A 21,168-nucleotide genomic window follows, 5' to 3' on the forward strand; every position below is an offset into this window, starting at 1 on the left:
CCGACCGAGCAGGCTGCGGTCGGAGGTGCTGTCGTCCTCAGGCGGATGTCCGGTCAACGCAGCTTGATGGTCCCACCGTCGACCATGAGCGTCTGACCGGTCATGTAGGACGCGTCGTCGCTGGCCAGGAAGACTGCGACCCGGCCGACGTCGGCCTGCGGGTCGCCGAAACGGTGCATCGGCGTCTTCGCCAGGAGTGCCTGCTCGACGCCGGGGTGGGCCGCGATGTACGCCTCGATGCCCTCGGTCAACGCCAGAGGAGAGACGACGTTGACGTTGATGCCGTCCGCGGCCCACTCGTTTGCCGCGACCCGGCTGATCGCCCGGATCGCTTCCTTGGCGGCCGCGTACGAACTCTGCGTCACGCTTCCTTCGATGCCGGCTCCTGATGCGAAGTTGATCACCGAGCCCTTGTTCGCGGCGAGCTGGGCGTGTGCTGCTTTCATCAACCGGAATGTCGGGTAGAAGCCCGTGCCGAACGACAGGTCGAGCATGTCCTGCGTGGTTTCCAGCAGGGGCGCCTGCCTCGAGACGTGCGCATTGTTGACGAGTACGTCGACCTTGCCGAACTGTTCGACGGCGGTGGCGACGATCGTCTCGGCGGCCGACTCCTCGGAGATGTCCGCGTACGAGAACTTCCCGGCTCCGCCGAGTTCGGCTTCGAGTGCCTCGCCCGCGGACCGGTCGATGTCGACGAACAGGACCCGTGCGCCCTCTTCCGCGAACGCCCGGACGATGCCGCGCCCGATTCCTCCGGCGCCGCCGGTGACGATCGCAACCTTGCCTGCAAGCCTCATGCCGTGTTCCCTTCGTCGTGCGGTGCCGGGTGGTCAGTCGACGGCCAGTGCGACCTTCTCGAGTTCCGCGATGCTGTATGCAGCGTAGGTCTCGTACGGGCCACGACCGGCGAAATACGAGGAAAGCTGCTCGTCGAGTTCCTCGACCGTGAAAGCCGAACCGGCCGCGTCGAAACGGTTCTCGACCTTCGGTGAGGCCATGAGCGCGACCATCTTGCCGTAGACGACGAACACCTGCCCGGTGATCTCCGCGGAGGCCGGGGAGGCGAGATAACTCACCAGAGTGCCGACACGCTCGGGGGCCAGCGGATCGAGTCCGGTCGTGCCGTCGGCTTCACCGAATGCCTCGGCGGTCATCGCGGTGCGTGCGCGGGGGCAGATCGCGTTCGCGGTGACTCCGTAGCGGGCCAGCCCTTGAGCCGTGGACAGGGTGAGCGCCGTGATTCCGGCCTTCGCGGCGGAATAGTTCGGCTGCCCGGCCGAACCGAACAGGAAGGCCTCCGACGAGGTGTTGACGATACGACCGTAGACCGGTCCGCCGGCTGCCTTGCTCGCCTGGCGCCAGTGCACCGCGGCGGCGTGCGATGTGGCGGCGTGACCCTTGAGGTGGACCCGGATCACGTCGTCCCAGTCGGACTCGGTCAGGTTGAAGATCATCTTGTCGCGGATGATGCCCGCATTGTTGACGAGGATGTCGAAGGATCCGAAGGCCTTGACGGACTCCTCGACGAGACGGCTTCCGAGAGACCAGTCGGACACATCGCCGGTCACCGCGATGGCCCGGCCGCCGGTGGCGACGATCTCCTCTGCGACCTCGTGTGCCGCGTCGCCCATGTCGTTGACGACGACGGCGGCACCCGCTGCGGCGAGGGCGAGGGCCTCGGCCCGCCCCAGGCCCGCTCCGGCACCGGTCACGACCGCGGCACGCCCGGTCAGGCTCACAGATTCACCCATGCTTCGTCTCCTGTTCGGTCGCCGTGGTCCGTCATCATTCCGCGGCTGAATTAGTATTCATTCTAGTTTGCGGGTGTGTGCGATTCGACTGTCGACACGGTCCCGCTGGATGGGATCGGGTGGACCCCGACCTGTTCCACCTGGAACGTTCGTCGCCGACGACGGGTGGGTGCCGACCGATCACGAAGGGGAGGAGTCGAGCATGCCGAGACTTGCGGAAGTGCGGGATGCGGCCGAGCCGAACTCGGCCGAGCAGCACGCGCGGTACGGCAGGATCATCGATGCCGCAGCGCAACTGGGTGCCGAGAAGGAGCTCGAGCGGGTTCGGATGCAGGAGGTCGCCGAACTTGCCGGGGTCGCCATCGGCACCCTCTATCGGTACTTCCCGTCCAAGACGCATCTGTTCGTCGCGGTCATGGTGGACCAGATCGACCGCATGGGTATTCATCTCTCCAGACGTTCGCGTCCGTCCGCTGCGCCCGCGGACGCGGTCTACGACGCGTTGCTGCAGGCCACTCGGGCGCTGGTGCGAGCACCGCTGCTGGCCAACGCGATGATCCAGTCCGCCGCCTCGTCGAACGCCGCCACCATTCCCGATGTGGCGAAGATCGATCGGCACTTCGACGGACGGCTCCTGGCCGCCGCGGGTATCGACGAGCCGACCGTTCGTGACGTGACCGTCGTGCGATTGATGGTGGCGCTGTGGTTCGGGCTCGTCCGATCGGCGCTCAACGGCCGGATGTCGATCCCCGAGGTCGAATCCGACCTGCGTGTCGCGTGCGACCTTCTGCTCGTGGATCTGTCCGCCGGCGTGCGCTGACGGGCAGGCCCGGGAATCGAATCCGCAAGGGCTGTCCCGCTCGGTGGGACGGCTCGGAAATCTGCGGTCTGCGTCACTAGAATAAATTTCAATATCCTCGAAGAGCTGGGAGTGGGCATGAGCAACGTCGTCATCGTGGAGGCCGCGCGGACACCGATCGGTCGTCGCCGCGGACAGCTGGCCGGGGTGCATCCCGCGGTGTTGCTCGGTGCCGCCCAGAAGGCCGTTCTCGACCGCACCGGACTGCCCGCCGATCAGGTCGGCCAGATCGTCGGAGGCGCGGTCACGCAGGCGGGGGAGCAGTCCAACAACGTGACCCGCCAGGCGTGGCTCCACGCGGGACTTCCGTACACGACCGCTGCGACGACCATCGACTGCGCGTGCAGTTCGTCGCAGCAGGCCGTCCATATGGTCGCCGGACTGATCGCGTCCGGTCAGATCGATGCCGGAATCGGGTGCGGCGTCGAGGTCATGAGCCGGGTATTCCTCGGTCAGGCCAACGCACCGGGCACCGGAAACCCTTATCCGGACGACTGGTCCATCGACATGGGTGACCAGTTCACCTCCGCCGAGCGGATCGCCGCGAAGCGCGGGATCAAGCGCGACGACGTCGACGCCCTCGGGCTCGAGTCGCAGCGGCGCGCCGCGGCCGCCTGGGCGGAAGGCCGCTTCGACCGCGAGATCGTCCCGGTGCAGGCGCCCGTCGTGACGAAGGAAGGCGAGCCCACCGGTGAGATCGCGACCGTGACCCGCGACGGTGGGCTCCGCGAGACCACCGCAGAAGGGCTTGCCGGTCTCCGTCCGGTGATCGAGAACGGAATCCACACCGCGGGCAACTCCTCCCAGGTCAGCGACGGTGCCGCCGCGGTGCTGCTGATGAGCGAGGACAAGGCACGCGAAGCCGGTCTGCGGCCGCGTGCGCGCATCCTCGCGTCGACCCTGATCGGTTCCGACCCGTACTACCACCTCGACGGCCCCGTCGACGCGACCCGCGCGGTGCTCGATCGAACCGGAATGTCGTTGTCGGACATCGACATCGTCGAGATCAACGAAGCTTTCGCCTCCGTCGTGCTGTCCTGGGCCCAGGTCCACGGAGCCGACATGAGCAAGGTCAACGTCAACGGCGGTGCCATCGCGCTCGGACATCCCGTCGGTTCCACGGGATCCCGGCTGATCACCACTGCCCTGCACGAACTCGAGCGTTCGAACCGTTCCACGGCGCTGGTCACGATGTGTGCGGGTGGCGCCATGGCCACCGCCACCATCATCGAGCGCATCTGACGTCGGACATTCTTCTATCCAAAGGACCGTTCATGACTCTGGGATTGAGTGGCGAGGACCGCGAAATCCGCGATTCCGTACGCGGCTGGGCGGCTCGGCACGCGACAGCCGACGTGATCCGCACGGCTGTCGAAGCGAAAACCGAAGCGCGCCCGCCCTACTGGAGTTCGCTCGCCGAACTCGGCATGCTCGGACTGCACCTACCGGAAGAGGTGGGAGGTGCCGGATTCGGCCTGCTCGGAACCGCGATCGTCGCCGAGGAACTCGGGCGATCGATGGTGCCCGGCCCGTTCCTTCCGACCGTGATCGTCTCGGCGGTCCTGAACGAGGCGGGGCGTCGTACCGAACTCGACGGACTCGCGGACGGATCGCTGTTCGGTGCGGTGTCCCTGCAGCCGGGGGACATGCGAGTCGTGCGAGAGGGCGACTCCGTCACCCTCTCGGGCACCTCGGGTGTCGTGCTCGGCGGCCAGGTCGCCGATGTGCTCCTGCTCGCGGCCGACGACGACGGCGAGACGGCGTTCGTCGTCGTCACGCGTGATCGGGTCGACGTCGCGCACCTGCCCAGCTACGACGTGGTCCGACGGAACGCCGAGATCACCGTGGACGGCCTGGACCTGTCCGACGGCGATGTGCTGCGACTGGACTCGCAGCGGGTCGTGGATATCGCCGCCACGCTGTTCGCCGCCGAGTCGGCCGGCCTCGCGGACCGGGCCACCACCACCGCGGCGGACTACGCACGGGTCCGCAAGCAGTTCGGACGGGTCATCGGCCAGTTCCAGGGCGTCAAGCACACCGTCGCCCGAATGCTCTGCCTCACCGAGCAGGCGCGCGTCGTGGCATGGGATGCCGCGCGAGCACTCGACGAGAAGGCACCCGAGGACGAGGCGTCGCTCGCCGTCGCCGTGGCGGCGTCCATCGCCCCGGAAGCGGCCTTCCAGGTCACCAAGAACTGCATCCAGGTGCTCGGCGGCATCGGCTACACCTGGGAGCACGACGCCCATCTGTACATGCGACGCGCTCAGTCGCTTCGCCTGCTGCTCGGCTCCACGGCATCCTGGCGCCGCCGGGTCGCCCGTCTCACGCTCGGCGGTGCCCGCCGTGTGCTGAGTGTCGACCTGCCGGCCGAGGCCGAAGAGATCCGTGCCGACATCCGCGCAGAGCTCGAGCCGGCCACCTCGCTCGAGGGGGCGGCACGCAAGGCGTATCTGGCCGAGAAGGGATACACCGCTCCGCATCTGCCCGCACCGTGGGGCAAGGCCGCCGACGCCGTCACGCAGCTCGTCGTCGCCGAGGAACTGCGGACCGCCGGCCTCGAACCGCACGACATGATCATCGGCAACTGGGTGGTGCCGACCCTGATCGCACACGGCAGCACCGACCAGATCGAGCGCTTCGTCCCGCAGTCGCTGCGCGGGGATCTCGTGTGGTGCCAGCTGTTCTCCGAGCCCGGCGCCGGATCGGACCTCGCGGGTCTGTCCACGAAGGCCGTCAAGGTCGACGGTGGATGGAAACTCGACGGCCAGAAGGTGTGGACGTCGATGGCGCGCGTTGCGGATTGGGGCATCTGCCTCGCCCGCACCGACATGGACGTACCCAAGCACAAGGGCCTGTCCTACTTCCTGATCGACATCAAGAACACCGAGGGTCTCGATATCCGGCCACTGCGGGAGATCACCGGCGAGGCATTGTTCAACGAGGTGTTCCTCGACGGTGTGTTCGTGCCCGACGAGTGCCTCGTCGGTGAGCCGGGCGACGGGTGGAAGCTCGCCCGCACCACCCTCGCCAACGAACGTGTCTCCCTCTCCCACGACTCCTCCTTCGGAGCCGGCTGCGAGGCTCTGGCGACGCTGGCGGAGAACACCCCCGGCGGGCCGGACGACGAACAGCTCACCGTCCTCGGCAAGGTGCTCGGCGATGCCGCGTCCGGTGGCCTCATGGGTCTGCGCACCGCGCTGCGCTCCCTGGCCGGTGCGCAGCCCGGTCCCGAGTCCTCCGTCGCCAAGCTGCTCGGTGTCGAGCACCTCCAGCAGGTCTGGGAGACCGCGATGGACTGGGCCGGCCCGGCCTCTCTGCTCGACGACCAGGACCGCGCCTCGGCCACCCACATGTTCCTCAACGTGCAGTGCATGTCCATCGCCGGCGGGACGACCAATGTCCAGCTCAACATCATCGGTGAGCGGCTTCTCGGCCTGCCCCGCGATCCCGAACCCGGAAAGTGAGTGCCCATGCCCATCGACAGGGATGTCGCACTGTCCGCCGCCCCCACCACCCGTGAGGCCGCCTGGACCGACCGCGACGTGATCCTCTACCACCTCGGGCTGGGGGCGGGCGCCGACTCGCTCGACCCCGCCGAACTGCGGTGGGTCTACGAGAAAGGCCTGCAGGTCCTGCCGACCTTCGCAATGGTTGCGGGGCAAGGGGTCTCCGCCGGACAGGTGTCGCCGACCGGAATGAACCTGCCGGGAATCGACATCGATCTGCGCAAGATTCTCCACGGTGGGCAATCCGTCACCGTGCACGCCCCGATCCCGACCTCGGGTTCCGCGACGATCTCGTCGCGTATCGCGGATGTCTGGGACAAGGGCAAGGCCGCGGTGATCGTGCTCGAACAGTCCGCCACGGACGGCGACGGAAACCCGCTGTGGACCAGTGCGATGCAGATCTGGGCGCGCGGTGAGGGCGGCTTCGGCGGCAATCCTGGACCCGACACGTCGACCACCGTCCCGGAACGGGAGGCCGACAAGACCCTCGTGTCGCCCACGAGCACACAGCAGGCGCTGGTGTACCGGCTCAGCGGCGACCTCAACCCGCTGCACGCCGACCCCGACTTCGCGAAGATGGCGGGGTTCGACCGGCCGATCCTGCACGGCCTCGCGTCGTACGGTGTCGTGTGCAAGGCCGTCGTCGACGGTGTGCTGGACGGCGATCCCACCCGTGTCCGGTCGTTCTCGGTCCGCTTCGCCGGCTCGCTGTACCCGGGGGAGACGATCGAGACGGCGGTGTGGCGCGACGGCGACACCCTGACCCTGCTCGCCACCTGCCCCGAGCGCGACGGACAACCGGTGCTCACCCACGCCACGATGGAGATCCGATGAGAGTCGACCCCGATACCCACCCCATCGTCGGGCACGCGCCCGCCGGCACGGTGCTGACCTCGGCGCCGCAGGACACCGCCGTCGACCGCGCCACCGCTGCCGCGCGGCGCGTGGTGGACGCGCTGCTGCGCACCGACCGCGCCAACGCGAATCTCGAGCGGGTCGCGGAAGAACTCGACAGCATCGCCGAGCACCTCGAGGAACATGCCCCCGAGGTGCAGGAGCGACTGGTCGACATGTGGCACGGGGAGGGTGTCACCCGGCACGACCCCGTCACCGGACCCGAGAACGCGCTCGCGCCGCCGCTGGTTCTCTCCGGGCGCGAGGACGGTTCGGTGGAAGGCGTCGTCGAACTGACCTTCCCGTACCAGGGTCCGCCCGGGCACGTGCACGGCGGAGTCTCGGCGCTTCTGCTCGATCACACGCTGGGTGTGGCGAACGCATGGGCCGGACGCAGCGGTGCCACCGCCCAGCTGAACGTGCGGTTCCACCGTCCGACGCCCTTGTTCGAACCGCTGACGGTCACCGGTCGTCTGGTCGAGCAGGACGGCCGCAAGATCAGCACGGCCGGGGAGATCAGGACCGCGGACGGCACGGTGTGCGTGTCCGTCGAGGCACTGTTCATCGACAAGACGGTTCCCCGTCCTCGCTGACGGTCGCCATCACTCACCTCACCGGATCGGAGAGAACCGACATGGGAAAGCTGGACGGACGGGTGGCGATCGTCACCGGAGCCGGTATGGGGATCGGCCGAGGGGTGTCCGGTGCCCTGGCCCGCGAGGGCGCGCACGTCGTGGTCGCCGAAGTGGACCGGGCGGCAGGGACCGATACCGCGCGGTGGCTCACCGACCGGTGGGGCGTGCGTGCGCACTTCGTGCCGACCGATGTCACCGACCGCGAGCAGGTGCACGCGATGGTGGACTCGGCCGTGCGCGAATTCGGACGTCTGGACATCCTGGTCAACAACGCCTGGCGGTCACTGGGATTCGCGCGCATGGAGAAGACGCCCGAAGAGAGTATGCAGGCAGGCTTCGACATGGCCGTGATGGCGACCTTCTGGGCGATGCAACGCGCGTACCCGGAACTCGCCCGCCACGGAACCGGCCGAGTGATCAACATGTGCAGTCTCAACGGCGTCAATGCCCACATGTACTCGGTGTCGTACAACGCCGCGAAAGAGGCGTTGCGCAGCATGACCCGCACCGCGGCCCGGGAATGGGCCCCGAAACAGGTGTGCTGCAACGTGATCTGCCCCGGCGCGCAGAGCGCGGCGTACCGGCGGGTCGCGGAGGCCGATCCGCAGATGGCGGCGACACAGGCCGCGGCCAACCCCATGGGCCGTATCGGTGACCCTCTCGACGACATCGGTACCGTCGCGGCTTTCCTCGCGAGCGACGACTCGCGTTATCTCACCGGCAACACGCTGTTCGTCGACGGCGGTAGCCACATCAACGGCGTGCAATGGGCGCCGGCGGTCGACTGAAATCCCGACGGAGGGTTCATGATCTCTCGTACTGCTCGGAGCGCGGTATCGGTACTCGCCGCGGTCTCGATGCTCGGCCTCACCTCCTGCTCCGACACCGGCGGTGACGACACCGAGGAGGCAGCAGGAGGACCCGGCTCCCTGGTCACCGACCGCCCTCTCACCGGTGCGGCGGCGCTTCCCAGCGCGTCACGAACCGACCTGATCACCTATCTGTCCGAGGGGGCCGACGGGCGTCCCGTCCTCGTCTCCGGGACTGTCGCGATCCCCGAAGGAGAGGCACCGGAGGGAGGCTGGCCCGTGCTCAGCTGGGCCCACGGGACCACGGGGGTCGGCGATGCCTGTGCGCCCTCCGCCGACACTCCCGGCGGCCCGGCCCACTCCTATGTCGCAAGGACGACCGCCATGCTCGACCGGTGGGTCGCCGACGGCTACGCCGTGGTCCAGACCGACTACGAGGGGCTCGGCACTCCGGGTGGACATCCCTATATGAACGGTGACAGTGCCGCGGCCGCCGTCGTCGACATCGTGCGCGCGGCCCGGGAACTCGATCCGGGCATCGGCACCCGGTGGGTCGCGATGGGCCACAGTCAGGGTGGCCACGCCGCGCTGTACGCGGCGGCGCGCGGGCAGGAACACGCCCCCGAGCTCGACCTGCAGGGAGCGATCGCCTTCGCACCGGGCAGCCGGACGAGTGAGACCGCCCAGTACTACGCGACGGCCGGCCCCGCGATCGGTCCGGCGCTCGGATTCCTGCCGGTCCTGCTGCTCGGCGCGCAGGCGGCGGACCCGGCCATCGACGCCGACGCGATGCTCACGGACGCGTCGCGACCTCTGCTCGATGCAGCGCGCACCGGGTGCATGGACGACATCCGCGAAGCCGCGAGCACCGTTCCGGTGGATCAGGTGTTCGCTCCCGGTGCGGATCTCGACGCGCTCCGCGAGTACTACGCCGGCCAGGAACTCGAAGCGCTCACCCTGACGGTGCCGACACTCGTCGTGCAGGGCACCGACGATGTGCTGGTGTCGCGTCCGGTCACCGACCGGGTCACCGAGGCGCTGTGCGGCAACGGCGCCGACCTGACCTACCGGGTGTACGACGGAGCCGACCATCGCGGCGTGCTCGACGCGTCCTTCGACGATGTGCGGACCTTCGTCGACGGAGTGCGCGCGGGCGAGACGCAGGACGGGACGTGCGGTTGATGCCGCCGATCAGTCGGTCTTGATGCGTTCGGGGACGGTGTAGACGTTCATCGTCTCGCCGCGGAGGAAACCCACCAGGGTCAGGCCCGACTCCGCGGCGAGGTCGACGGCGAGGGACGACGGCGCCGATACCGCGGCGAGTAGGGGAACGCCGGCCATCACGGCCTTCTGCACGAGCTCGAACGAGGCGCGTCCGCTCACCATGAGCACGCTGTGCGACAGCGGGACCCGGTTGGCGGTCAGTGCCCGGCCGAGCACCTTGTCGACGGCGTTGTGCCTGCCGACATCCTCGCGCAGGGCCCACAGCGCACCGTCGAGCGTGAACAGTGCCGCTGCGTGCAGGCCCCCGGTCGACTCGAAGACCTGCTGGTGCCGCCGCAGGGTGTCGGGCAGTTCCGCGAGCGTGTGCGTGCCGATCGAGGTGCCGCCGGCCTCCCGCAGCGGATATCGCGTGCGGGTGCGCACCTCGTCGAGCGAGGTCTTCCCGCACACCCCGCACGCGGAGGTGGTCGTGAACGCGCGTCGCCCCGTCCCCTCCGGGATCGTGACACCGGGAGCGAGGGTGATGTCGAGAACGTTGTAGGTGTTGGCGCCGCTCTCGTCGACCCCGTCGCAGTACCGCACCGCGGCGATGTCCTCACGACTGCCGATCATCCCCTCGGCCAGGAGGAATCCGTGGACGAGGTCGACGTCGTGCCCGGGGGTGCGCATCGTGATCGTCAGTGATTCGCCGCCGATCCTGATCTCGAGCGGTTCCTCGACGGCGAGGGTGTCGGGACGTCGCGTCACCCTGTCCGCCGTGATGCGCAGTACCGGTCGACGTGTCGTGACCCGTCCCATCCTCTACCTCCCAGATACGTGCAGCGGGTCGAGCCCTTGTCACTACGCAACTCGACAGGGCAGGGGTACCCGGTCGTGCGGCACGTCATCCTCCGTACTGTCCGCCACTGCCCGCCCGTTCACGACTGCGCTCGGCTGCGCCCCGAGGCGGTGTGGACCGCGGGTGGCACCACACGAAACCCCCTCGCTCCTCGTAGGGACACTACAGACTCGGTCTCCTCTCGGGGGACGGTGATGAATGCGGGCCACCGGTCGGCTTCGGATCGCGGATACCAGGGTCGAACAGGGTGGACTCGTGTGGTCGCTCTGCCGAGTCGGACATCGCATCTACGATGTCGGCCATGGCTGTGCGCAGGATCGACGCAACCGAACGCCGAGCACGACTCGCCACCCGGCACCGCCTGCATCCCGGGCACCGCGCCGCCGATGCGGTCGACGCCGCGACCGGCATGGTGTGCCTGCACGGCACCGATCCCGCCAGCGTCTACCTGTCGGCATGGGCCCGGGTCGACGACTTCGTCACGACCGACCTCGATCGGGCCCTCTACACGGATCGGTCGCTGGTGAAACACATGGCCATGCGGCGCACCGTCTTCGTCTTCCCGCGCGAGATCCTGCCGGTCGTGCAGGCGGGCGCGAGCGCGCGAGTCGCAGCGGCGCAACGCCGTCAGGTGGTCAAGGACGTCGAGAAGGCCGGTCTGCACGGCGACGGCGAGCAGTGGCTCGACGAGGTGAGCGGCCACGTGCTGCAGGCGTTGTCCGGCGGACGCGAAGCGACGTCCAGCGAATTGCGTGCCGAGATCCCGCTTCTCGACGCGAGTATCGACTACGGGATCGGGAAGTCGTGGGGCGGCAGGGTCCCGTTCGCTCCGCGCGTGCTCACGGTGCTCTCCGCCGAAGGAAAAGTGGTGCGGGCGTCCAACAACGGGTCGTGGCGCGTGTCGCGGCCCGCCTGGACGTCGACGGAGTCGTGGCTCGGCGCCGGGATCGCGCCGTGCGACGAAGCCGACGGTGTACGCGCCCTCGTGGAATCATGGCTGCGGGTCTTCGGGCCGGGTACCGAGGCCGACATCAAGTGGTGGCTCGGCTCCACCCTCACCGCCGTACGCGCGGCTCTCGCCGACCTCGACGTGGTGGAGGTGGATCTCGACGGCCGTTCCGGATACCTCCTGGCCGACGACGTGGAGGAACCTGCTCCCGCCGACCCGTGGGGGGTATTGCTGCCTTCCCTGGACCCCACGGTGATGGGGTGGGCCGAACGAGACTGGTATCTGGGGTCGTACAAGGGCGACCTGTTCGATTCGAACGGCAATGCCGGGCCCACGGCGTGGTGGGACGGACGGATCGTCGGCACGTGGTGGCAGAGCGATTCCGGATCCGTCGAACTGCATCTGCTCGAGGACATCGGGGTCGACGGCCGGGCGGTGCTCGAACAGGAGGCCGCGCGCCTCGACGAGTGGCTCGGGGGAGTGAAGGTGACGGCCAGATTCCCGACACCTCTCGCGAAGGAACTCGCGGCGGCGACGGACGGCGCGCCGTCGGGCAGGTCCTCGTCGTAGGCTGCGCTCATGGCCATCGAACCGAGAACCGCCACGCGCCGCGACATTCCGGCCTTCGCTCCGGTGGTCGCCGAAGCCTTCGTCGACGATCCGGTCTTCACGTGGATGTTCCCGGACGAACACCACCGCATCCGGCGCATGACCCGTTTCTTCGCGGCCGACGCCCGGCACCACATGGTGCCGTTGGGAGCCACCGACATCGCCGAGTCCGACGGGGTCGTCGGAGGCGCGGCGATGTGGGCGCCACCCGGACGATGGCGTAGCGATATGTGGACCTCGCTCCGTCTGCTGCCCGGTTTCTGCGCAGCACTCGGCAGGTACATGAAACGGGGACGGCAGGTCGACGAAACCCTCGATGCGGCGCATCCGGGCGAACCGCACTGGTATCTGTCGACGATCGGCACCTCACCCGCTGCGCGGGGGACCGGCCTCGGCACAGCCCTCATGAAGGCCGGCCTCGACCGTGCCGACGCCGAACACGCTCCCGCCTACCTCGAGTCGAGCAAGGAATCGAACGTTCCCTACTACGAGCGGTTCGGTTTCGAGGTCACCCGCGCCATCGTCATCCCCGGCGGCGGGCCGACGCTGTGGGGGATGTGGCGCCAACCGCGCTGACGGGTATCGATCCGCGATCGAATTCGTCATCCGCTACAGCAATTGCCGCGGCGGACGACGAATCGGATCGCGGATGCTCCCCGCCTTCGGATCAGGCGCCCTGCCAGACGGTGTCGAACGGAGTGTTGGCGGACACGCGTCCCTTGATCCCGGTCGTGACGAAGTCCTTCGCGCGGGCCGCGGCGTCGGCGACCGACGCGCCCTTCGCGAGTTCGGCGGTGATCGCGGCGGCGAGGGTGCAGCCGGCGCCGGAGACACGCTCGTTGCCGACCTTCGGTGCCGTCAGGAGGGTGACCTCGGAGCCGTCGAACAGCACGTCCACGGCGTCCTCGCCGTCGAGTTCGACGCCGCCCTTCGCGACGACGTACTTCGGGCCGAGGTCGTGGATGCGACGCGCCGCCTCGATGAGCTGGTCGACCGAGGTGATCTCGTCCATCCCGGACAGCGTCCGTGCCTCGAACAGGTTCGGGGTGACGACCGTGGCGTGGGGGAGCACCTGCGCGCGCAGGGCGTTGTCGGTGTCGAGGGCCGCGCCGGCCTCCTGGCCCTTGCAGATCAGGACCGGGTCGAGCACGACGTGCCGCCAGTCCTGCTTCTCGAGTCCCTCGGCGACGACGTCGATCGTCGCGGGCGTGCCCAGCATGCCGATCTTCACCACGTCGAGGTCGTGAGCGGCGGTTGCTGCCTCGATCTGGTCGGCGATCACCTCGGCCGGGACGGGGAAGAAGCGGTGGCCCCAGTTGTTCTTCGGGTCGAACGAGACGATGCACGTCGTGGTGCCCACGCCGTACACACCCAGCTGCTGGAACGTCTTGAGGTCGACCTGCAGACCGGCGCCACCGGTCGCTTCCGAGCCGGCGATGACGTATGCGAGGTCGACCATGTGAGTGCTCCGTTCGGACGGGGAGACGGCGTTTCCGCGGGATGTACCCGCCGGACGACCAGGTTACAGACGAACCCGGTGCCACCTGCGGACCGCCCACCGCCGCTCCCGATATCGTCCAGGCATGACGGCCTTCGACGAGCTCGACGACTACCTGGCGCTACCCCGCGTCACCTCCCTCACGATGTCTCCGGACGGGAACCGCCTGGTGATCACGCAGTCGACGCTCGACGACAAGGCCACCTCGTACACGGGCGCGTTGTGGGAGGTGGATCCCGAAGGCAACGCCCCGGCGCGACGCCTGACCCACGGCACCACGGGTGAATCGAGCCCGACCTTCACCGCGACCGGCGACCTGCTCTTCACCGCCGCCCGCGGTACGGACGACCCGCCGGTGTCGCTGTGGCGACTGCCCGTGGCCGGCGGGGAGGCCGAGCAGATCGGATCCCGGAAGGGTGGGTTCGCGTCGGTGTGTGCGGCGTCGCACGCCGACAGGACGGTCCTGCTCGCGTCCGTTCTCGGCCACAGCGAGTCCGACGACGAACGGATCCGGGACGCCCGCAAGGACGGTGCGGTCACCGCCGTGCTGCATGCCGGCTATCCGGTGCGCTACTGGGATCACGATCTCGGACCCGACCAGCCGCATCTGCTCCTCCCGGACAACAGCGGCGACGGGTTCACCGATCTCACCCCGGGGATCCGCGGGTCGCTGCGCGACGCCCACCTCGATGTCGCTGCGGACGGTTCGTTCGCCGCGGCCACCTGGGTGGTCCCCGGTCCGCTCGCCTCGCGGCGCGTCACACTCGTGCGGGTCGATCTCGGTACCGGCCTGCGCACCCCGCTCGTCGACGACGAGACCGGCGACGCGACGCACCCGGTGATCTCGTGCGACGGGACGAGGCTCGCCTACCTGCACGAGTCGATCGGCGACGCGGAGAACCCGCCGCAGATCACCGTCCGCGTCCTCGACATCGCGACCGGGACCACGACCGTCGAGGCCCCGGAGTGGGACAGGCGTCCCACTTCCGTCACCTGGTTGCCCGACGGTTCGGGTCTCGTGCTCACCGCCGACGATCACGGTCGCGCGCCGGTGTTCGTGCAGAGGCTCGGGTCCGCACAGCCCGACCGCCTCACCCCGGACGACGCCGCCTACACGGACGTCCGTATCGCGCCCGACGGCAACAGGGCATACGCGCTGCGGGCCTCCTACGAAGCGCCGCCGCACCCCGTGCGCATCGACCTCACCGGACCGGACGCCGGCACCGTCACGCCGCTACGTGCTCCCGCTGCGCTTCCGGAACTCCCGGGACGTCTCGAGGAACTGACCACCCAGGCCCCCGACGGCACGCCGGTGCGGGCGTGGTTCGCGATTCCGCACACCGCGTCCGCCGACGACCCCGCGCCGATGCTGCTGTGGGTGCACGGTGGCCCGTTGAGCAGCTGGAACACCTGGTCGTGGCGCTGGAACCCGTGGCTCCTCGTCGCCCGCGGCTATGCGGTGCTGCTGCCCGATCCCGCACTGTCCACCGGCTACGGCGACGACTTCGTGCGGCGTGGCTGGGGGCGGTGGGGGAGCGAACCGTACACCGATCTGATGGCCGTCACGGATGCCGCGGTCGCGCGTGAGGACATCGACGAGGAGCGGACCGCGGTGATGGGCGGATCGTTCGGTGGATATCTCGCCAATTGGATCGCCGGGCACACCGACCGGTTCCGCGCGGTCGTCACCCACGCGGGTCTGTGGGCGCTGGACCAGTTCACCCCGACCACCGACGTGGCCTGGTACTGGCAGCGGGAGATGACCCCGGAGATGGCGGTCGAGAACTCACCGCACCTGTTCGTCGCCGACATCGTCACGCCCATGCTCGTGATCCACGGCGACAAGGACTATCGCGTCCCGATCGGCGAGGCCCTGCGCCTGTGGTACGAGCTGCTCAACGAATCGGGGCGGCCCGCCGAGGACGACGGCACCACCGTCCACCGCTTCCTGTACTTCCCGTCCGAGAACCACTGGGTGCTGAAGCCGCGGCACTCGAAGATCTGGTACCGGACCGTCGAGGCGTTCCTGTCCGAGCACGTGCTCGGCCGCCCGCTCGACCTGCCGGACGAGCTGGGCTGACCGAGCACGTCTGCTCGGGGTTCGCCGCCCCGCTATTCGGGTGGGCGCGGCTGGTCGCCCGGCGAGGCCGGCGGACGGGTGGGCTCATCGGTGGCCGGTGTCGACTCGCTCGTCGCTGAACCGGAACCGGAGCCGGTCGACGAGTGCTGACCCGATCCGCCGCGATGGGTGACCTTCTCTGCGAGACCACCGACCGTCTCCTGGAGGTGCGGCGCCTTCTCCTTCACGACGCCGGCCGCTTCCGTCACCTTGTCCTGTACCGCAGGAATGACCTTTTCCTGGACCGCCGGGTTGTGCCACAGCTCGTTCGAACGTCCCAGCAACTTGTCGTACGTCTCGCGTCCCGCCCGGGTCCCCGCGACGAATCCCGCGGCTGCACCTGCAGCGAAGATCAATGCCCGCGTCATGACGGTGTCCTCCGTCCTGTCGTTCGGCGTCCGCGCATTCGGCCGCTCGGCACTGCGATACCCCGTCGGGGGTCGGGCCACACTCTGTCCTGGCCCCTGTCCGGCTCTGTCGTGGCCCCTGTCCAGGAGGTTCGCCGCGACGCTTACGATTGACGGGTGACCAGTGCGCCAGAGAACTCGCAGAACCCCGCCGACGCCCTTCCCAAGAGCTGGGACCCCAGCGCCGTCGAAGCGGAGCTCTACCAGCAGTGGGTCGACGCCGGCTACTTCGAGGCCGACCCCACGAGCGACAAGCCCGGGTACTCGATCGTCCTGCCGCCGCCGAATGTCACCGGCAGCCTGCACATGGGTCACGCTCTCGACCACACCCTCATGGATGTGCTCTCCCGCCGTAAGCGCATGCAGGGCTACGAGGTGCTGTGGCTACCCGGCATGGACCACGCCGGCATCGCCACCCAGACCGTCGTCGAAAAGCAGCTCGCTGCCGACGGCAAGAAGAAGGAGGACCTCGGTCGCGAGGCCTTCATCGACAAGGTCTGGCGGTGGAAGGCCGAGTCCGGCGGCATGATCCAGGGCCAGATGCGTCGCATCGGCGACGGCGTGGACTGGTCGCGCGACCGCTTCACCATGGACGAGGGCCTGTCCCGCGCCGTGCAGACGATGTTCAAGCGCCTCTACGACGAGGGCCTGATCTACCGCGCCGAGCGTCTGGTCAACTGGTCGCCCGTGCTGCAGACCGCGATCTCCGACATCGAGGTGAAGTTCGAGGAGGTCGAGGGTGAGCTCGTCTCCCTGCGCTACGGCTCCCTGAACGACGACGAGCCGCACGTCGTCGTCGCCACCACCCGTGTGGAGACGATGCTCGGCGACACCGCCGTCGCGGTCCACCCCGAGGACGAGCGCTACAAGGACATCATCGGCACCACGCTCGAGCATCCGATCACCGGCCGGCAGATCCCGATCATCGCCGACGAATACGTCGACCCCGAATTCGGTACGGGCGCAGTGAAGATCACGCCTGCGCACGACCCCAACGACTTCGAGATGGGTCTGCGGCACGACCTGCCGATGCCCACGATCATGGACAAGGCCGGTCGTATCGCCGATTCCGGCACCCGCTTCGACGGCATGGACCGTTTCGAGGCGCGCGTCGCGATCCGCGAGGAACTCGCCGCGCAGGGCCGTGTCGTCGCCGAGAAGCGCCCCTACCTGCACAGCGTCGGCCACTCCGAGCGGTCCGGCGAGACCATCGAGCCGCGCCTGTCGATGCAGTGGTGGGTCAAGGTCGACAAGCTCGCCAAGGCCGCCGGCGACGCAGTGCGCAACGGCCACACCGTCATCCACCCCGCGAGCCAGGAACCGCGCTGGTTCGACTGGGTCGACAACATGCACGACTGGTGCATCTCGCGTCAGCTGTGGTGGGGTCACCGCATCCCGATCTGGTACGGCCCGAACGGCGAGGTCGAGTGCTTCGGCCCCGACGAGACCGCACCCGAGGGCTGGGAGCAGGACCCGGACGTGCTCGACACGTGGTTCTCGTCCGGTCTGTGGCCGTTCTCCACGATGGGCTGGCCGGAGAAGACCCCCGAGCTCGACAAGTTCTATCCCACCAGCGTTCTCGTCACCGGCTACGACATCCTGTTCTTCTGGGTCGCCCGCATGATGATGTTCGGCACCTACGTGTCGGGCGACGACGCGGTGCACCAGGCGCAGGTGCCGTTCCGGGATCTGTTCCTGCACGGCCTCGTCCGTGACCAGTTCGGCAAGAAGATGTCGAAGTCGCGCGGCAACGGCATCGACCCGCTGGACTGGGTCGAGCGTTTCGGCGCCGACGCCCTGCGCTTCACGCTGGCGCGCGGCGCGAACCCGGGTGGCGACCTCGCCGTCGGTGAGGACCACGCCCAGTCGTCGCGCAACTTCGCGAACAAGCTGTTCAACGCGACCAAGTTCGCGCTGATGAACGGCGCGGTGATCGGCGAGCTCCCGGCCCGCGACCAGCTCACCGATGCCGATCGGTGGATCCTCGATCGCCTCGAGCAGGTGCGCACCGAGGTCGACGCGGCCTTCGATCACTACGAGTTCTCGAAGGCGTGCGAGGCGCTCTACCACTTCGCGTGGGACGAGGTCTGCGACTGGTATCTCGAGCTCGCCAAGGTCCAGCTCGCCGAGGGCAGCGCCTACGCCGACGGCACCAAGGTCGTGCTCGGCACCGTCCTCGACCAGTTGCTGCGCCTGCTGCACCCGGTCATCCCGTTCGTCACCGAGACGCTGTGGAAGGTGCTCACCGGCGGCGAGTCCGTCGTGATCGCGGCCTGGCCCGAGGCGTCCGGCGTCGCCACCGACGAGACCGCGGCGCAGCGTGTCGCCGACCTGCAGAAGCTCGTCACCGAGGTCCGCAGGTTCCGCAGCGATCAGGGCCTCAAGCCGTCGCAGAAGGTTGCGGCCCGGCTCGTCGGTGTCGAGGACGCCGATCTCGTCGCGCAGGTGCCGGCCGCGCAGTCGCTCGCGCGCCTGACCGCGCCGGAGGACTCGTTCTCGGCCACCGCGTCGATCGAGGTCCGGCTGAGCCGCGCGACGGTCACCGTCGAGCTCGACACCTCCGGCAGCATCGACGTCGGCGCCGAGATCGCCCGCCTGCGCAAGGATCTCGCCGCCGCGGAGAAGGAGCTGACGGGCACCTCCGCGAAGTTGTCGAACGAGGCCTTCCTTGCGAAGGCACCCGACCAGGTGGTCGAGAAGATCCGCGGTCGCAAGCAGATCGCCGAAGAGGAAATCGCACGGATCACCGCACGACTGAAGGAGCTGGGCGCGGCGTGAGCACCGACACCCCGGGGGCGCCGTCCCCGGTGGACCTGGCCGAACTGACGCTCGTCGAAGCCGAGCTCGACAAGCGCTGGCCGGAGACGAAGATCGAGCCGTCCCTGGCGCGGATCGCCGCGCTCATGGACATCCTCGGGTCGCCGCAGAACAGCTACCCGTCGATCCACGTGGCCGGCACGAACGGCAAGACGTCGACGACCCGGATGATCGACGCGTTGCTCACCCGCATGCACCACCGCGTCGGCCGGACGACGAGCCCGCACCTGCAGCTCGCCACCGAGCGGATCAGCATCGACGGCGCGCCGGTCTCGCCGCGGACCTACGTCGACACCTACCGCGACATCGAACCATACGTCCGGATGATCGACGAGCAGTCCGAGGCGGCCGGTGGCCCGAAGATGAGCAAGTTCGAGGTCACCACGGCCATGGCGTTCGCGGCGTTCGCCGACGCGCCCGTCGACGTGGCGGTCGTCGAGGTGGGTCTCGGCGGACGGTGGGACGCCACCAACGTCGTCACCGGGCAGGTCGCGGTGATCACGCCCGTCGGGATCGACCACACCGGTTATCTGGGCGACACCCTCACGGAGATCGCGGGGGAGAAGGCCGGGATCATCAAGAAGGCACCCGACGACGGTCTCGTGCCCCGCGACACCGTGGCGATCATCGCGCAGCAGGAACCCGAGGCGATGGACGTGCTGCTGCGGCAGGCCGTCGAGGCCGACGCGGCCGTGGCCCGCCAGGGTTCCGAGTTCGCGGTGGTGCGGCGCGCGGTCGCCGTCGGTGGACAGCAGATCGACCTGCAGGGTCTCGGCGGTCTCTACACCGACATCTTCCTGCCGCTCCACGGCGAGCACCAGGCGCACAACGCGTCGGTCGCGCTGGCCGCGGTCGAGGCGTTCTTCGGGGCGGGCCCCGACAAGCAGCTCGATGTCGAGGCGGTGCGCGACGCGTTCGCGTCGGTGACCACGCCGGGCCGGCTCGAACGGGTGCGCAATGCGCCCACCGTCTTCCTCGACGCCGCGCACAACCCGCACGGTGCGAAGGCCCTCGCGGCCGCGCTCGCCCAGGAATTCGACTTCCGCAAGCTCGTGGGTGTCGTGAGCGTGATGGCCGACAAGGACGTCGCGGGTCTGATCGAGGCGCTCGAACCGGTCTTCGACGAGATCGTCGTCACCCACAACGGGTCGCCGCGGGCGATGGACGTCGACGATCTGGCGAACATCGCCGTCGCCCGATTCGGTGACGAACGGGTCGTCACCGCGGCGACGCTCCCGGATGCGATCGAAACCGCGATCGCGATCGCGGAGGAGGTCGGCGAGCCCGGCGAAGCGGTGTCGGGCGCCGGGGTCGTGGTCACCGGTTCGGTGGTGACCGCAGGTGCGGCCCGCAGTCTGTTCGGAAAGGATCCCGCGTGAGCAACGACAAGCCGGAGGAACAGAAGTTCCGGCCGCCGACGACGGACCCCTGGAAGGGCTTCCGCGGCGTGATGGCGGGAACCCTCGTGCTCGAGGCGATCGTGGTGCTGCTGGTGCTGCCGGTGATCGCGACCGTCGGCGGGGGACTGAGCGCGTGGTCGACGACCTACGTCGTGGGCCTCGCCGTTCTCATGTTCCTCGGAGCCGGGGTGCAGAAGAAGTCGTGGGCGATCCCGTTCAACATCACGCTGCAGGTGCTCGCCGTGCTCGGCTTCTTCGTCGACCTCGCGTTCGGTGCGGTGGGTGTGCTCTTCGCCGCGGTGTGGGCGTACATCTTCTACCTGCGCAAGGACATCAGGGATCGCGAATCCAGGGGTCTGCTGCCGGGCCAGCGGGACGACCTCTAGGCTTGTCGCGTGACTGAGCGGACCCTGGTACTGATCAAGCCCGACGGCGTCGCACGCCGTCACGTCGGAGAGATCCTCTCGCGCATCGAGCGCAAGGGGCTGGACATCGTGGCTCTCGAGCTGCGCACTGCGACGGAGGAGGTCGCCGGAGCGCACTACGCCGAGCACGAGGGCAAACCCTTCTATCCCTCGCTGATCGAGTTCATCACCGGCGGCCCCCTCGTGGCCGCGGTCCTCGAAGGCCCGCGCGCGATCGCGGCGTTCCGTCAACTCGCCGGTGGCACCGATCCGGTCGAGAAGGCCGTGCCCGGCTCGATCCGCGGCGACCTCGGCCTGGACCCGGGCGAGAACCTGGTCCACGGCTCCGACTCGGTGGAGTCCGCCGAGCGCGAGATCGCTCTCTGGTTCCCCGCCCTGGCTGCGAAGTAACAGCCCCGCACGAGCGGCGCCTGGCGTGTCGCTCACGA

19 protein-coding genes are annotated in these 21,168 nt (G+C 68.8%); 14 read left to right on the forward strand and 5 right to left on the reverse strand.

Going from position 1 to position 21,168, the window contains the following annotated elements:
- Positions 1-53 precede the first annotated feature (53 nt).
- Together AC0LPE_RS08965 and AC0LPE_RS08970 are read right to left on the reverse strand one after the other, a co-directional pair.
- Positions 54-797 (reverse strand): SDR family NAD(P)-dependent oxidoreductase, encoded by a 744-nt coding sequence (locus AC0LPE_RS08965; protein WP_106200081.1) that lies wholly within the window; start codon positions 795-797, stop codon positions 54-56.
- A 33-nt stretch (positions 798-830) separates the two neighbouring features.
- On the reverse strand, positions 831-1,751 hold the full coding sequence (locus AC0LPE_RS08970) for a 3-oxoacyl-ACP reductase (RefSeq protein ID WP_016934638.1): 921 nt from the start codon (positions 1,749-1,751) through the stop codon (positions 831-833).
- Positions 1,752-1,953: 202 nt separating this feature from the next.
- Here AC0LPE_RS08970 and AC0LPE_RS08975 point away from each other — a divergent pair, with 202 nt between their 5' ends.
- The 7 genes from AC0LPE_RS08975 (at position 1,954) to AC0LPE_RS09005 (ending at position 9,636) form a co-directional block, all read left to right on the forward strand.
- Complete coding sequence (locus tag AC0LPE_RS08975) at positions 1,954-2,571, forward strand: TetR/AcrR family transcriptional regulator (protein ID WP_490606049.1); 618 nt, start codon at positions 1,954-1,956, stop codon at positions 2,569-2,571.
- Between the two features lie 117 nt (positions 2,572-2,688).
- Positions 2,689-3,852, forward strand: coding sequence for a steroid 3-ketoacyl-CoA thiolase (locus AC0LPE_RS08980; protein WP_064063327.1), 1,164 nt, complete (start codon positions 2,689-2,691; stop codon positions 3,850-3,852).
- A 32-nt stretch (positions 3,853-3,884) separates the two neighbouring features.
- On the forward strand, positions 3,885-6,074 hold the full coding sequence (locus AC0LPE_RS08985; RefSeq protein ID WP_490606050.1) for an acyl-CoA dehydrogenase family protein: 2,190 nt from the start codon (positions 3,885-3,887) through the stop codon (positions 6,072-6,074).
- Between the two features lie 6 nt (positions 6,075-6,080).
- Entirely contained in the window at positions 6,081-6,950 is an 870-nt protein-coding gene (locus AC0LPE_RS08990; protein WP_106200073.1) for a MaoC/PaaZ C-terminal domain-containing protein, read from the forward strand.
- On the forward strand, positions 6,947-7,603 hold the full coding sequence (locus tag AC0LPE_RS08995; protein WP_490606051.1) for a PaaI family thioesterase: 657 nt from the start codon (positions 6,947-6,949) through the stop codon (positions 7,601-7,603). The genes AC0LPE_RS08990 and AC0LPE_RS08995 overlap by 4 nt, the downstream gene beginning before the upstream one ends.
- 41 nt (positions 7,604-7,644) lie before the next feature.
- Positions 7,645-8,433, forward strand: a complete 789-nt coding sequence (locus tag AC0LPE_RS09000; RefSeq protein ID WP_106200070.1) for an SDR family NAD(P)-dependent oxidoreductase — start codon at positions 7,645-7,647, stop codon at positions 8,431-8,433.
- An 18-nt stretch (positions 8,434-8,451) separates the two neighbouring features.
- The gene (locus AC0LPE_RS09005; RefSeq protein ID WP_106200068.1) at positions 8,452-9,636 is read left to right on the forward strand and encodes an alpha/beta hydrolase family protein; all 1,185 of its coding nucleotides are present in this window, start codon (positions 8,452-8,454) and stop codon (positions 9,634-9,636) included.
- 9 nt (positions 9,637-9,645) lie between these two features.
- Here the strand turns inward: AC0LPE_RS09005 and fdhD are convergent, their stop codons facing one another.
- Positions 9,646-10,476 carry a formate dehydrogenase accessory sulfurtransferase FdhD gene (gene fdhD, locus AC0LPE_RS09010; RefSeq protein WP_490606052.1) on the reverse strand — a complete coding sequence of 277 codons (831 nt, stop codon included), beginning with the start codon at positions 10,474-10,476 and terminating at the stop codon, positions 9,646-9,648.
- Positions 10,477-10,817: 341 nt separating this feature from the next.
- On the opposite strand from fdhD, the gene AC0LPE_RS09015 reads away from it, so the two are divergent.
- Both AC0LPE_RS09015 and AC0LPE_RS09020 read left to right on the forward strand, forming a co-directional pair.
- A complete protein-coding gene (locus tag AC0LPE_RS09015; RefSeq protein ID WP_106200066.1) occupies positions 10,818-12,035 on the forward strand; it encodes a winged helix DNA-binding domain-containing protein in 1,218 nt (405 codons plus the stop codon).
- 9 nt (positions 12,036-12,044) lie between these two features.
- A complete protein-coding gene (locus AC0LPE_RS09020; protein WP_490606053.1) occupies positions 12,045-12,650 on the forward strand; it encodes a GNAT family N-acetyltransferase in 606 nt (201 codons plus the stop codon).
- Positions 12,651-12,741: 91 nt separating this feature from the next.
- Here the strand turns inward: AC0LPE_RS09020 and thiD are convergent, their stop codons facing one another.
- On the reverse strand, positions 12,742-13,533 hold the full coding sequence (gene thiD / locus AC0LPE_RS09025; RefSeq protein ID WP_490606054.1) for a bifunctional hydroxymethylpyrimidine kinase/phosphomethylpyrimidine kinase: 792 nt from the start codon (positions 13,531-13,533) through the stop codon (positions 12,742-12,744).
- 124 nt (positions 13,534-13,657) lie between these two features.
- On the opposite strand from thiD, the gene AC0LPE_RS09030 reads away from it, so the two are divergent.
- Positions 13,658-15,652 (forward strand): S9 family peptidase, encoded by a 1,995-nt coding sequence (locus AC0LPE_RS09030; RefSeq protein ID WP_490606055.1) that lies wholly within the window; start codon positions 13,658-13,660, stop codon positions 15,650-15,652.
- 32 nt (positions 15,653-15,684) lie between these two features.
- Here the strand turns inward: AC0LPE_RS09030 and AC0LPE_RS09035 are convergent, their stop codons facing one another.
- Entirely contained in the window at positions 15,685-16,059 is a 375-nt protein-coding gene (locus AC0LPE_RS09035) for a YtxH domain-containing protein (RefSeq protein ID WP_301848372.1), read from the reverse strand.
- A 156-nt stretch (positions 16,060-16,215) separates the two neighbouring features.
- Here AC0LPE_RS09035 and AC0LPE_RS09040 point away from each other — a divergent pair, with 156 nt between their 5' ends.
- The 4 genes from AC0LPE_RS09040 to ndk are packed head-to-tail and all read left to right on the forward strand — an operon-like array spanning position 16,216 to position 21,130.
- Complete coding sequence (locus AC0LPE_RS09040; RefSeq protein ID WP_490606056.1) at positions 16,216-18,876, forward strand: valine--tRNA ligase; 2,661 nt, start codon at positions 16,216-16,218, stop codon at positions 18,874-18,876.
- Complete coding sequence (gene folC, locus AC0LPE_RS09045) at positions 18,873-20,294, forward strand: bifunctional tetrahydrofolate synthase/dihydrofolate synthase (RefSeq protein WP_026061075.1); 1,422 nt, start codon at positions 18,873-18,875, stop codon at positions 20,292-20,294. The genes AC0LPE_RS09040 and folC overlap by 4 nt, the downstream gene beginning before the upstream one ends.
- The gene (locus AC0LPE_RS09050) at positions 20,291-20,701 is read left to right on the forward strand and encodes a DUF4233 domain-containing protein (RefSeq protein WP_006551180.1); all 411 of its coding nucleotides are present in this window, start codon (positions 20,291-20,293) and stop codon (positions 20,699-20,701) included. Before folC ends, AC0LPE_RS09050 begins: the two co-directional genes overlap by 4 nt.
- Positions 20,702-20,710: 9 nt before the next feature.
- Complete coding sequence (ndk, locus tag AC0LPE_RS09055) at positions 20,711-21,130, forward strand: nucleoside-diphosphate kinase (protein ID WP_006551181.1); 420 nt, start codon at positions 20,711-20,713, stop codon at positions 21,128-21,130.
- Positions 21,131-21,168 lie beyond the last annotated feature (38 nt).

Source organism: Rhodococcus sp. S3 (assembly GCF_058211795.1).

Coding starts and splice junctions, on each gene's coding strand:
- AC0LPE_RS09020 (WP_490606053.1), top strand. CDS start 12,045: ATGGCCATCGAACCGAGAACCGCCACGCGCCGCGACATTCCGGCCTTC.
- fdhD (WP_490606052.1), bottom strand. CDS start 10,476: ATGGGACGGGTCACGACACGTCGACCGGTACTGCGCATCACGGCGGAC.
- AC0LPE_RS08965 (WP_106200081.1), bottom strand. CDS start 797: ATGAGGCTTGCAGGCAAGGTTGCGATCGTCACCGGCGGCGCCGGAGGA.
- AC0LPE_RS08995 (WP_490606051.1), top strand. CDS start 6,947: ATGAGAGTCGACCCCGATACCCACCCCATCGTCGGGCACGCGCCCGCC.
- AC0LPE_RS08980 (WP_064063327.1), top strand. CDS start 2,689: ATGAGCAACGTCGTCATCGTGGAGGCCGCGCGGACACCGATCGGTCGT.
- AC0LPE_RS09035 (WP_301848372.1), bottom strand. CDS start 16,059: ATGACGCGGGCATTGATCTTCGCTGCAGGTGCAGCCGCGGGATTCGTC.
- AC0LPE_RS08985 (WP_490606050.1), top strand. CDS start 3,885: ATGACTCTGGGATTGAGTGGCGAGGACCGCGAAATCCGCGATTCCGTA.
- AC0LPE_RS09000 (WP_106200070.1), top strand. CDS start 7,645: ATGGGAAAGCTGGACGGACGGGTGGCGATCGTCACCGGAGCCGGTATG.
- AC0LPE_RS08975 (WP_490606049.1), top strand. CDS start 1,954: ATGCCGAGACTTGCGGAAGTGCGGGATGCGGCCGAGCCGAACTCGGCC.
- thiD (WP_490606054.1), bottom strand. CDS start 13,533: ATGGTCGACCTCGCATACGTCATCGCCGGCTCGGAAGCGACCGGTGGC.
- AC0LPE_RS08970 (WP_016934638.1), bottom strand. CDS start 1,751: ATGGGTGAATCTGTGAGCCTGACCGGGCGTGCCGCGGTCGTGACCGGT.
- AC0LPE_RS09015 (WP_106200066.1), top strand. CDS start 10,818: ATGGCTGTGCGCAGGATCGACGCAACCGAACGCCGAGCACGACTCGCC.
- AC0LPE_RS09005 (WP_106200068.1), top strand. CDS start 8,452: ATGATCTCTCGTACTGCTCGGAGCGCGGTATCGGTACTCGCCGCGGTC.
- AC0LPE_RS08990 (WP_106200073.1), top strand. CDS start 6,081: ATGCCCATCGACAGGGATGTCGCACTGTCCGCCGCCCCCACCACCCGT.
- AC0LPE_RS09030 (WP_490606055.1), top strand. CDS start 13,658: ATGACGGCCTTCGACGAGCTCGACGACTACCTGGCGCTACCCCGCGTC.